The 12159-nt window shown below is 67.2% G+C and carries 9 protein-coding genes; 6 read left to right on the plus strand and 3 right to left on the minus strand.

The window, feature by feature from the left end; translation table 11 throughout:
- Positions 1 to 18: 18 nt before the first annotated feature.
- Positions 19 to 3459 (plus strand): transcription-repair coupling factor, encoded by a 3441-nt coding sequence (gene mfd / locus R5H32_RS00110; protein WP_318336664.1) that lies wholly within the window; start codon positions 19 to 21, stop codon positions 3457 to 3459.
- A gap of 19 nt (positions 3460 to 3478) precedes the next feature.
- On the opposite strand, the gene R5H32_RS00115 is transcribed toward mfd, so the two are convergent.
- Genes R5H32_RS00115 through R5H32_RS00125 form a run of 3 tightly spaced genes read right to left on the minus strand, consistent with a single transcriptional unit; the run spans position 3479 to position 6863 of the window.
- Positions 3479 to 4699 carry a multidrug effflux MFS transporter gene (locus R5H32_RS00115; RefSeq protein ID WP_412098978.1) on the minus strand — a complete coding sequence of 407 codons (1221 nt, stop codon included), beginning with the start codon at positions 4697 to 4699 and terminating at the stop codon, positions 3479 to 3481.
- The gene (locus tag R5H32_RS00120; protein WP_318337317.1) at positions 4696 to 5355 is read right to left on the minus strand and encodes a DsbA family oxidoreductase; all 660 of its coding nucleotides are present in this window, start codon (positions 5353 to 5355) and stop codon (positions 4696 to 4698) included. Before R5H32_RS00120 ends, R5H32_RS00115 begins: the two co-directional genes overlap by 4 nt.
- Positions 5352 to 6863, minus strand: a complete 1512-nt coding sequence (locus tag R5H32_RS00125; protein WP_318336665.1) for a class I adenylate-forming enzyme family protein — start codon at positions 6861 to 6863, stop codon at positions 5352 to 5354. The genes R5H32_RS00120 and R5H32_RS00125 overlap by 4 nt, the downstream gene beginning before the upstream one ends.
- Positions 6864 to 6946: 83 nt before the next feature.
- On the opposite strand from R5H32_RS00125, the gene R5H32_RS00130 reads away from it, so the two are divergent.
- The 5 genes from R5H32_RS00130 to rpe all read left to right on the plus strand — a co-directional run bounded on the left by R5H32_RS00130 (position 6947) and on the right by rpe (position 12150).
- Entirely contained in the window at positions 6947 to 7573 is a 627-nt protein-coding gene (locus tag R5H32_RS00130; RefSeq protein WP_318336666.1) for an XRE family transcriptional regulator, read from the plus strand.
- 31 nt (positions 7574 to 7604) lie between these two features.
- Complete coding sequence (locus R5H32_RS00135) at positions 7605 to 9227, plus strand: alpha-D-glucose phosphate-specific phosphoglucomutase (RefSeq protein ID WP_412098979.1); 1623 nt, start codon at positions 7605 to 7607, stop codon at positions 9225 to 9227.
- A gap of 54 nt (positions 9228 to 9281) precedes the next feature.
- A complete protein-coding gene (locus R5H32_RS00140) occupies positions 9282 to 10157 on the plus strand; it encodes a BadF/BadG/BcrA/BcrD ATPase family protein (protein ID WP_318336668.1) in 876 nt (291 codons plus the stop codon).
- A complete protein-coding gene (nagA, locus tag R5H32_RS00145; RefSeq protein WP_412098980.1) occupies positions 10157 to 11317 on the plus strand; it encodes an N-acetylglucosamine-6-phosphate deacetylase in 1161 nt (386 codons plus the stop codon). Before R5H32_RS00140 ends, nagA begins: the two co-directional genes overlap by 1 nt.
- A gap of 146 nt (positions 11318 to 11463) precedes the next feature.
- Positions 11464 to 12150, plus strand: coding sequence for a ribulose-phosphate 3-epimerase (rpe, locus tag R5H32_RS00150; protein WP_318336670.1), 687 nt, complete (start codon positions 11464 to 11466; stop codon positions 12148 to 12150).
- Positions 12151 to 12159: the final 9 nt, after the last annotated feature.

Genomic DNA, 12159 nt, shown 5'->3' on the forward strand with positions numbered 1-12159 from the left:
GCGGGGTAGGTGAGGGCCATGACCACGCCTGCCCATATCATGCTCTCCGGCGCGCCCGAGGGCTTTGACGCCCGCCTTCTCGCCCGCGAATTGGCGAAGGGCGCGCCCGTGCTTCATGTCGCGCGCGACGACAAGCGGATGGAGGCGATGCGGGCCGCGCTTGCCTTCTTCGCGCCAGACGCTCTCGTCCTGACCTTCCCGGCCTGGGATTGCCTGCCCTTCGACCGTGTCTCGCCGAATGCCGATGTCTCGGCGACGCGGATGGCCACGCTCGCGGCACTTGCCCAGGGGCTGCCCGGGCCGTTCGTCCTTCTGACCACGCTCAGCGCCGCGACCCAGCGCCTGCCCGCCCGCGAGGTGCTGACCGCCGCCTCGTTCACCGCCCGCGTCGGCCAGCGGATCGACGAATCGCAGTTGCGCTCCTTCCTCGTCCGCATGGGCTTTTCGCAAAGCCCGACCGTGACCGAGCCCGGCGACTACGCGGTCCGGGGGGGCATCATCGACATCTACCCGCCGGGCGAGGGCGGGCCGGTCCGGCTCGACCTTTTCGGAGACGTGCTCGACGGCGCGCGGCGCTTCGACCCGGCGACGCAAAGGACGACCGAGAAGCTGACTGCCATCGAGCTCGCGCCAGTCTCGGAGATCATCCTCGACGAGGCGGCTATCACCCGCTTCCGGCAGAACTACCGCATCGAGTTCGGCGCCGCTGGCAGCGACGATCCGCTCTACGAGGCGGTGAGCGCGGGGCGCAAGCACGCCGGGATGGAGCACTGGCTGCCGTTCTTCCACGAGCGGCTGGAGACCTTGTTCGACTACCTGCCCGGCGCGAGCGTCATGCTGGACGACCAGCTCACCCCGGCGCGGCTCTCGCGCTGGGAAGGTATCGAGGATCAGTACGACACCCGGCGCGAGGCGATGCGGCGCAAGGACCGGCTGGATTCGGTCTACAAGCCCTGCGCGCCGGGGCTGATGTATCTCGACGATGCCGGCTGGCAGGCGGCGATCGCCGGTCACCGGGTGATCCAGTTCGTCGAACTGCCGCAGGCGACCGGACCCGGTGTCTTGGACGCTGGCGGCCGGATCGGTCGCAACTTCGCGCCCGAGCGTCAGCTTGAAAACGTAAATCTCTTCAGTGCACTGGCCGATCATCTGAATGCGCGCCGCGCGGATGGGCAGGTCGTGGTCGCCTCCTATTCGGAAGGCGCGCGAGAACGCCTGAAGGGGCTCCTGGAAGACGAGGAGGTACTGGGCACCACGTTCATCCGCGACATCCGCGACGTGCCCGAGGGCAAGGGCGGGCTGTTCCTCGCGGTCTGGGCGCTCGAACACGGGTTCGAGGGTGGCGGGCTCACCGTGATCTCCGAGCAGGACGTGCTTGGCGAGCGGCTCATCCGGGGCGCGAAAAAACGCAGGAAAGCCGAGAACTTCCTGACCGAGGCTCAATCGCTTTCGCCGGGTGATCTCGTGGTCCACGTCGATCACGGCGTCGGCCGCTATACCGGGCTCGAGACGATCACCGCGCTCGGTGCGCCGCATGATTGCGTGGCGCTCGAATATGCCGGCGGTGACCGGCTTTACCTGCCGGTCGAAAACATCGAGCTTCTCAGCCGCTACGGCCACGAGGAGGGACTTCTCGACAAGCTCGGCGGCGGCGCCTGGCAGGCCAAGAAGGCGAAGCTCAAGGAACGCATCCGCCAGATCGCCGAGCGTCTGATGCGGGTCGCGGCCGAACGTCTACTGCGCAAGGCGCCGATCCTCGAGGCGCCGCACCACGAATGGGACGCCTTCGCCGCGCGCTTCCCCTACCAAGAGACCGACGACCAGTTGTCCGCCATCGAGGAGGTGGCGGGGGATCTCGCCGAGGGCCGCCCGATGGACCGGCTCGTCGTCGGCGATGTCGGCTTCGGCAAGACCGAGGTGGCGATGCGCGCCGCCTTCATCGCCGCGATGTCCGGGGTCCAGGTTGCGGTGATCGCGCCCACAACCCTGCTCGCCCGCCAGCATTTCAAGACCTTCTCGGAACGCTTCCGGGGCACCGCGATCACTGTCCGGCCGCTCTCGCGCTTCGTCTCGGCCCGCGACGCGGCAGAGACGCGGGCGGGGTTGGCGGAGGGCAGCGTAGATATCGTCATCGGCACCCATGCGGTGCTCGCCAAGGGGATGAAGTTCCGCAACCTCGGGCTTCTCGTCATCGACGAGGAACAGCATTTCGGCGTCACCCACAAGGAGCGGCTGAAGGAGATGCGGTCGGAGATCCATGTCCTCACCCTGACCGCAACGCCGATCCCGCGAACGCTTCAACTTTCGCTCACAGGTGTCCGGGATCTCAGCATAATCGGCACGCCGCCAATCGACCGCCTGGCGATCCGCACCTATGTCAGCGAGTTCGACAGCGTCACCATCCGGGAGGCGCTCCTACGCGAACGCTACCGCGGCGGGCAGAGCTTCTACGTCGTCCCGCGCATCAAGGACCTGCCCGAGATCGAGGACTTCCTGAAGACCCATGTGCCCGAGGTCAGCTATGTCATCGCCCACGGCCAGATGGCGGCGGGCGAACTCGACGAGCGGATGAACGCCTTCTACGACGGCCAGTACGACGTGCTTCTGGCGACGACCATCGTCGAGAGCGGGCTCGACATCCCGACCGCGAACACGATGGTCGTGCACCGGGCGGACATGTTCGGCCTAGCGCAGCTCTACCAGATCCGCGGTCGGGTCGGGCGGTCGAAGCTCCGCGCCTATTGCTACCTCACCACCAAGCCGCGCCTGCCTCTCACGCCGAATGCGCAGAAGCGTCTGCGGCTTCTGGGCAGCCTCGACAGCCTCGGGGCGGGATTCAATCTGGCCTCTCAGGACCTCGACCTGCGCGGCGCCGGCAATATCCTCGGAGAGGAACAATCCGGACATATCAACGAGGTAGGCTACGAACTTTATCAGGCGATGTTGGAAGAGACGATCGCGAGGATCAAGGCGGGCGACCTCGAGACACCGACGGCCGACGACGGGCAATGGTCGCCCCAGATCAATCTCGGCGTACCGGTCATGATCCCCGAAGCCTATGTTCCCGATCTCGACGTGCGCCTCGGACTGTATCGCCGGCTGTCATCGCTGACCACGAAGGTGGAGCTCGAGGGCTTCGCCGCCGAGCTCATCGACCGCTTCGGCCCGGTGCCTAAGGAGGTCAACACGCTGCTTCTGGTCATGCGGATCAAGGCGATGTGCCGGCGGGCGCATATCGGCAGGCTCGACGCCGGTCCGAAGGGCGCGACGGTGCAGTTCCACATGGACAAGTTCCCCAACCCCGCCGGCCTCGTCGACTACCTTCAGGCCGAGCGCGGGATGGCCAGGATCAAGGACAACAAGGTCATCATCCGGCGGGACTGGGTCAAGGACAGCGACAAGATCAAGGGCGCCTATACGATCGCCCGCGATCTCGCCGAGAAGGTCCGCCAGGGCTGAGACCGGCGGCCGAGCGGGTTCAATGTGGTCGGGGCAGGCGGAGCATCAACGGCAGCGCCAGCGCCGAGCAGCCGAAGACCCCGGCCATGAGTGGTAAAGGGGTTCCGTCGAAGGCAAGGCCGATCGGCGTCGCGACAGCGACCGACAGGACCGTCGCGAGGGCCGCGACGATCGAAGCCGCCGTGCCCGCAACATGGCCCATCGGTTCGAGCGCCAGCGCGTTGAGGTTTCCGATCGTGAGGCCGGCCATGAAGAATACCGTGACCGTCCAGTAGAGATAGGCCCAGAAGGCCGCCGCCTCGGGCAGCCATCCCATTGCGAAGAGGATGAACATCACCCCAGAATTCACCGCCTGAAAAGCGAAAGTCGCTGTCACCATGAAGCGCATCCCGAAACGCATGACGACCTTGGCGTTCAGCAGGCTTGCCGTGCCAGAGACCAGCGCGATCAACGCGAACCAGCGAGGGAAGCTCTCGGCGTGGCCGAAGCTCTGGTCGAAGACCTGCTGGGTGGAGGCCAGAGTCGTGAAGAGGCAGCCGAAGGCCAGCGTCAGCGCGAGGATTACCATCGTCACCAGCCGATTCGACAGGACCTCGCGCGCCGCAGCGACCAGCGGGCCGGGCCGGAACGGCCGCCGCGCCGCTGGCGGCAGCGTCTCGGCCTGACGAAGTGCAAACCACGCCATAGACAGCATCGCGAAGACCACGAAGGCGACGAAGATCGCGCGCCAGCCAACGCCCGCGATGATGTAGGAGCCGATGAGCGGCGCGACCGCTGGCACAAGAACGAAGACCATCATCACGAAGGATACGAGCCGCGCCATTTGGCGGCCGGAGTAAAGATCCCGGACCAGCGCCATCGCCGCTACGCGCGGTCCGGCCACGCCGAGGCCCTGCAGGATTCGCGCCGCGACCATGAGCTCCAGTGTCGGAGCCGCCCAGGCCAGCAAGGCGCCAAGGCAGAAAAGCATCGCGCCGCCGATGATCACCGCGCGGCGGCCGAACGCGTCCGAGAGCGGGCCGGTCACGAATGTGCCGAGGCCCATGCCGAACACGAAACTCGTGACGATCAGCTGCGCCCGGTTCGGCGCGCCGGGCGTCAGTTCCGCGGCGATCTCCGGCATCGCAGGCAGCATCGCGTCGATCGAGAAGGCGGTCAAAGCGAACATCATCGCCAACAGCGCCACGAATTCCGGCAGCGGCAGGCGCCGGACCGGCGCGATGTCCGCCGCCGCGGTCACTCCTCCGTGTCCCGCCGCAGTTCCGTGAGCCGCTCCGTCAACTCCTCGATGATCTTGCCCCAGGTATCGGCCGGCTGGGCGCCTTGCAGCACATGCCGCTCGGCGATGATGAAGGTCGGTACCGCGTTCACACCGCGTTCGCGGGCGTGGGCGACGCGCGTCCGGATCTCCTCCACATCGCCGTCACCTTCGAGAAGCCGCCGCATCATCGCCCGGTCGAGCCCGACCTCTCCGGCGACATCGGCCAGAACCTCGGCATCGCCGATATCGCGACCGTCGCGCCAGAGCGCGCGGAACAGCGCCGAGACCATCGCCGTCTGGCGGCCTTCGAACCCGGCCCAGTGGATCAGCCGGTGCGCATCGAGCGTGTTCGGCGCCCGTTCCACCCGGTCGAGGTGAAGCTCGATCCCTGCCTCGGCGGCATGGCTGATGAGCGGGGCGTCAGCGCGGACCGCGCCCTCGCGGCCACCGAACTTCGCCTCCATGTAGGCGCGCCGGTCCATCCCTTCCTTCGGCATCTCTGGATTGAGCTGGTAGGGATGCCATTCGATGAGAAAGGGATGCTCTGGATGCGCCTCGAGCGCGCGATCGAGATAGGCCTTGCCGACATAGCACCACGGGCAGGCTATGTCGGAAAGAATGTCGAGCCGGATCATGGTGTTTCCTTCCATTCCTCACGCAAGGCGCGGCGGTTGACCTTGCCGTTCGCGGTCACCGGCAGGGCGTCGCGGCGGAGATAGAGCCGCGGCTGCTTGTAGCGCGCGAGACAGGTTTCCGCATGCGCTGCCAGATCGGTTTCAAGCGCCTCCCCGGTATAGAAAAGGGCGATGACGCTGGCATCCGACTTGACCTTGAGTTCGACCGCCGCGCTGGCGCCGACTCCGGGATGCGTGTTCAAGGCGGCTTCGATCTCGGCCGGCGAGACGCGGAAACCGCCGGCGTTGATCATGTCGTCGGCCCGGCCGAGGGAGGTGATCGCGCCATCTTCGGCCATCGTCACCATGTCGCCGGTCTGGAACCAGTCCCCTTCAGGCGGGTTGATTGTATCGCCTTCGAGCGTCCCGAGGAACAGTCCGGGATCGTCGCGATGGACGGCGAGGATCCCGGACTCGCCGCGATCGACCGGAGCGCCGTCGCTCCCGAGAACCGCTATCCGGCGGCCGGGTTGAGCATAACCGGTCGCGCCGTCGGGGGCCGGGCGGAGCGGGCAGGACGAAAGGAAGGTCGAACATTCCGACATCCCCATCGCCTCGTGCAGGTCGGTGCCCGTGGCGCTGCGCCAGGCTTGGCGGATCGACAGCGGCAGCTTCTCGCCCGCCGACAGTCCATGCCGAAGCCGGGGCAGGGCGAGTGGCCGTCCCTGCGCGAGGAGTTTTCGGTAAACGCCGGGAACAGCAGCGAAAATCGTGACGTCGAATCGCTTCGCCAGAAGCGGGAGTTGCTCGGCCGCGACGCCCTCGGCGGCAACCAGCGCGGTGGCGCCGGCCACCCAGGGATCGAAGAGGCCGGTGCCGAGCGTATAGGTCCAGTTCAGCGCCCCGGCATGCATCAGCCGGTCGTCGGCGCCTATGCAGGTCCAGCCGCCGGCCATCATGCCCCTGGCCCAGACCGCGCGATGGGCATGGGCGACAGCACGCGGACGGCCCGAGGTGCCCGAGGTGAAGACGACGTAGCCGAGCCGGTCGGGATCGCCAAGCGCCCAGTTGGCGGGCCGGCGCGTCTCGTACCCGCGGAGTTCGGCCTCGCTCAGGACCGGGCAGGGGGCAGGGTCGGGCAGGGCGATGCCCTCGCCGGCGACGATCAGCTTCGGCGCGATCGCGGCGCAAAGCCGACGGACCTCGCCCGGCGTCAGGCCCGACGCGGTCGGCACCGGCACCAGCCCCGCCGTCACCGCGCCAAGGAAGGCTAGCGGAAAGGCGACCCCGTTGCCGAGCCGCAGCATCACCCGGTCGCCGGGCACGAGCCCCCGCTCCAGCAGGCCCGTCGCCACGCCGCGCACCGCGGCGTCGAGCCGGCCGTAGCTCCAGCGCTCGGTGCCAGAGGACCGCAGGATCTGCAGCGCGACATGGTCGGGCCGTGACCGGACGGCCGCGAGCACATGCCGCGCCAGGTTGAACGGCGCGGGGCAGGCGGGCCAGGGCTGAGCATCGGTAACGGAGCGCATGCCCTTCGCTACGCCGCCCGCCCAGCCGTTGCAAGCCGGGGCGGAATGGCGTTATTGCACGGGAGGACTCTTGGAATGATCAGATGAGCGACATCGACCCGACCGGAATGATCCGCATCGCCCGCGCCGACGGCGCCGAGGGTGAGCCGACCGAGCCGCTCAATCTCGGCCAGCGGGTGCGCGACCTGAGAAAGGAGCGCGGCTGGACACTGGAGCAGGCGGCGGGGCAGGCGGGGCTTGCGCGCTCGACGCTCTCGAAAATCGAAAACGGCCAGATGTCACCGACTTACGAGGCGTTGAAAAAGCTCGCCGAGGGCCTGTCGATCACCGTGCCCCAGCTCTTCACGCCGCCGTCGAAGGCGCAGATCTCGGGGCGCATGGCGGTGACCAAGGCGGCCGAGGGCCAGGCCCACGCGACCGCGACCTACGAGCACCGGCTGTTGGCCGGCACGCTGCGCGCCAAGCAGATGCTGCCCTACACGGCGCGCATCCGGGCGCGCTCGATCGAGGAGTTCGACGGCTGGGTCCGCCATGACGGCGAGGAGTTCCTCTACGTCCTGACCGGCGTTGCCCGGCTCTATACCGAGTTTTACGAGCCCGTCGACCTGCGGCGCGGCGACAGTGCCTACTATGACGCGACGATGGGCCACAATGTGATTTCGCTGAGCGCCGAGGATGCCACGATCCTCTGGGTGACCAGCCTGATGTAGGGCCGGAACCGGCGCCGGGAGGGAGTGAATGATGCGTGTGACGTGCCGTCCGAACGACGGGCAGAAGCCCGGCACCTCGGGGTTGAGAAAGAAGACGAAGGTCTTTATTTCAGAGGGTTATCTCGAAACCTTCATCCAGTCGATCTTCGACGCGACCGGCGGCGCGGAGGGCAAGACCTATGTGGTCGGGGGTGACGGTCGCTATTTCAACGATCGCGCGGCCCAAGTGATTCTGAAGATGGCTGCGGCCAACGGCGCGAAGCGGGTGATCGTCGGGCAGAATGCGCTTCTTTCGACACCTGCTGCCTCGCACTTGATCCGGCTGAACGGCGCTGATGGCGGGATCATCCTGTCGGCCTCGCACAATCCCGGCGGGCTGGAAGCGGATTTCGGCGTCAAGTTCAACACCGCCAATGGCGGCCCGGCGCCTGAGGCGGTGACCGAGGCGATCCATGCCCGGACGATGGCGATCGAAGAATTCTTCATTGCCGATGAAGCGGATGTGAACCTGTCGAGGATCGGCGAGCAAGAGGTTGGCGGAATGGAGGTTTCCGTCATCGACCCGGTCGCCGACTATGCCGCGCTGATGGCAGGGTTGTTCGACTTCGCCTCGATCCGCGCGATGTTCGCACGCGGATTTCGGATGCGGTTCGACGCGATGTGCGCCGTGACCGGACCCTATGCCCGCGAGATCCTGGAAAACCGCCTCGGCGCGGCGCCGGGCACGGTCGTCAATGCCGAGCCGCTGCCTGATTTCGGCGGCATGCATCCCGATCCGAACCCGACCTGGGCGCATGATCTCGTGGAGCGCATGTCCGGTCCTCAGGCGCCCGATCTCGGCGCGGCGTCGGACGGCGATGGCGACCGCCACATGATATTGGGGCGCGGAATCTACGTCGCGCCCTCCGACGGGTTCGCCGTGCTCGCGGCCAACGCCCATCTCGCGCCCGGGTACCGCAACGGGCTGAAAGGCGTGGCCCGCTCGATGCCGACCTCCACGGCTGTCGACAGGGTGGCCGCGGCGCTCGGCATCGGTTGCCATGAGACGCCGACCGGCTGGAAGTTCTTCGGCAATCTCCTCGATTCCGGCCGCGCGACGCTTTGTGGCGAGGAGAGCTTCGGCGCCGGGTCGGACCATGTGCGCGAGAAGGACGGACTCTGGGCGGTTCTTCTCTGGTTGAACATCCTAGCGGAACGCAATGAAAGCGTTGCGGAAATCCTCAACAAGCACTGGCGCCGTTACGGCCGGAACTACTATTCCCGGCACGATTACGAGGCTCTGCCGTCCGAGGCCGCCGAAGCGGTGATCGCGACCCTTCGCGCGAGGCTCGCGGAACTGCCGGGACAGGAGGTTGCTGGTCTGACGGTCGCGGCAGCGGACGACTTCACCTATGCCGATCCGGTCGACGGATCGGTCTCTCGGGGGCAGGGGCTGCGTGTGGTCTTCAACGACGGCTCGCGCGTGGTGTTGCGGCTGTCCGGAACCGGGACGGAGGGCGCGACGATCCGGCTCTATCTCGAACGCTATGTGGCCGGGCCGGACGGGCTTGGGCAGGATGTCCAGATTGCGCTCGCGCCGGTCATCGAGGCGGCCGAGGAACTCGCCGAAATCCGTTCCAGGACCGGGCGCGCGGGACCGGATGTGATCACCTGAGCTGGCCATCGGCTTCAATAGCCCGTTTATAGTTGGGAGGATGAAATCGAGACCATGGCCGAGACGCCGATCCTGATCGGCCTTGATGGCGGCGGCACCTCGAGCCGGGCGGCGTTGCGCCTCGGTTCTGGCAAGCGCGTCGATGTGATTGGCGGACCCGCGAATGTCTCGGATTTCGCGGGCGCGATGGCGCGGATCGCGCATCTGCTGTCGCACCTCGCGGAGGCCGCCGGCTTGCCAGAGGCGGCGCTGAGGCGTGCGGTCGCGCATGTCGGGCTGGCGGGGGTGATGGACGGAGCCATGGCTGACCGCGTCGCTGCCAGGCTGCCCTTCGCGCGCGTCACCGTCACGGACGATCAGCCGACAACGATCGCAGGCGCGCTCGGGCCGGACGATGGTGCGGTCGCCGCGATCGGCACCGGCTCGTTCATCGGTCGCCAGACGGGCGGCAGGATTCGCAGCGTCGGCGGCTGGGGGTTCGCGCTCGGCGACCAGTCCTCTGGTGCCTGGCTCGGCCGCCGTCTGCTAACGGAGACGCTTCTGGCCCATGACGGGATCGCGCCGTCGAGTGATCTGACGCGGGCCACGCTGAAGCGGTTCGGCGGCGCGGCCGGGATCACCGCCTTCGGGCTGAACGCATCTCCGGCCGACCACGCCGCGCTCGCGCCGGATATCGTCGCTGCCGCGTCGGCCGGCGACACGGTGGCGGGGCGCCTGATGGGCGAGGGGGCCGCCTATATCGATAGCGCGACCACTGTTCTCGGTCATGGCGAGGGCGAGCCGCTTTGTCTGGTTGGGGGGCTTGGCCCGGCTTATGGGCCCTGGCTCTTGTCGACCCACGCGGCCCGGATCATCCCGCCGAAGGGCAGTGCACTTGACGGCGCGCTTGCGCTTGCGGACCGGCTGGCGGTAATGAAGGAGCCGCGATGATGGCGACGCTCTACCACGGCGCGGCGATCTTCGATGGCGACCGGCTCGGCCCCGGCGCTCTCCTCGTCGACAAGGGCCGGATCGCCGCGGTTCTACCGCCCGAGGCGCGACCCGAGGGCGCCGGTAGGGTGGCGCTTTCGGGAGGCATTCTCGCGCCCGGCTTCGTCGACCTGCAGCTCAACGGCGGCGGCGGCGTGATGTTCAACGACGCGCCGAATACCGAGACCGTGGCGCGCATCGCTGAAGCCCACGCCCGGCTTGGATCGCTGACGATCCTGCCGACGCTGATCACCGATACGCCTGCGACAACCCGCGCGGCAATCGCCGCGATCGAGGGTGCGATTGCTGCCGGCATAGCCGGTGTCGCGGGCCTGCACCTCGAAGGACCGCATCTGAGCGTCGCCCGGAAGGGGGCCCATGATCCAGCGCTGATCCGGCCGATGGGCGAAGGCGACCTTGCCATGCTTCTCGACGCGGCGCGGCGGTTGCCGCGACTCATGGTGACGCTGGCGCCGGAAAACGTAAGCGTTGCGCAGATAGCGGCGCTGGCTCAGGCCGGCGTGATCGTGTCTCTTGGCCACACTGATGCGGATTTCGCGACCTGCCGTGCCGCCGTGGCCGCAGGCGCGCGGCTCGCCACGCATCTTTTCAACGCAATGAGCCCATTTGGCCACCGGGAACCCGGCCTCGTCGGCGCGGTGCTGGCGACCGGCGCGCTCGATTCCGGGCTGATCGCCGACGGGATCCATGTGCATCCGGCCGCGATTGCGGCGGCACTAGCCGCCAAGTCCGGGCCGGGCGAAATCTTCCTCGTGACCGACGCGATGGCGCCGGCCGGGACCGAGATCGAGCGCTTCGAACTGAACGGGCGCGAGATCCTTCGCCGGGATGGAAGGCTGACGCTCGCGGATGGCACGCTTGCAGGTGCCGATCTCGATTTCGCGCGTGCGATCAGGGTATTACGCGACGATGTCGGCGTGGCGGTCGATCGCGCGCTGGCGATGGCGAGCCGGATTCCGGCGCGGGTGCTCGGCATCGCGGATCGATGCGGCGCGCTGAAACCGGGGCGCGACGCGGATTTCGTACATCTCACGGAGAGTCTACAACTCTCAGGCGTCTGGCGGAAGGGCGCGCCCGTCGATCTCGATGCAAATATCTGATAAGCAGAATTATGTAATATTAAGATGGGTGAAACTGGCCGTGGACCGCCTCCATCGCCAGTATTTGCCGCAATGCGAAGCTGCATTCTGGCGTTGTGCGCCTTTTGCCGCTAGACGGTCCCAGTCAGCAATCCCGGAGCCTTTCCATGTCCTTCGACCGCAAGATCAAGATCGCCCCGTCGATCCTCTCTGCCGATTTCGCGAATTTCGGCCAGGAGATCCGCGCCATCGAGGATCAAGGCTGCGACTGGGTCCATGTCGACGTGATGGACGGCCACTTCGTGCCGAACCTGACCTTCGGTCCGGCGATGTGCAAGGCGATCCGGCCGCATATCCGCTCGGTCATGGATGTGCACCTGATGATCGCGCCTGTCGATCCCTATATCGAGGCCTTCGCCGAGGCCGGCGCCGACATCATCACCGCCCATGTCGAGGCCGGCCCGCACATCCACCGCACGCTGCAAGCCATTCGCGCGACAGGCAAAAAGGCTGGCCTCGCGATCAATCCCGGAACCCCCGCGGATGTCCTGGAGCCGGTCATGGACCTCGTCGACCTTGTTTGCGTCATGACCGTGAACCCCGGCTTCGGCGGACAGAAATTCATTCATTCCCAAGTGGATAAGGTTCGTAACTTGCGCGCCATGATCGGCGATCGTCCGATCCATATCGAGATCGACGGCGGCATCACGCCCGAAACCGCGCCGCTGGTCGCGGCGGCCGGCGCGGATGTCCTGGTGGCCGGATCGGGCGTGTTTTCCGGTGGTTCGGTTGCGAAGCCCGAAGTCTACGGCCAGAATATCGCAGCGATCCGCAAGGCGGCCGAAGCCGCCTGAAGATAGAGG

This window comes from Defluviimonas sp. D31 (genome assembly GCF_033436765.1).
Classification (GTDB): domain Bacteria; phylum Pseudomonadota; class Alphaproteobacteria; order Rhodobacterales; family Rhodobacteraceae; genus Albidovulum.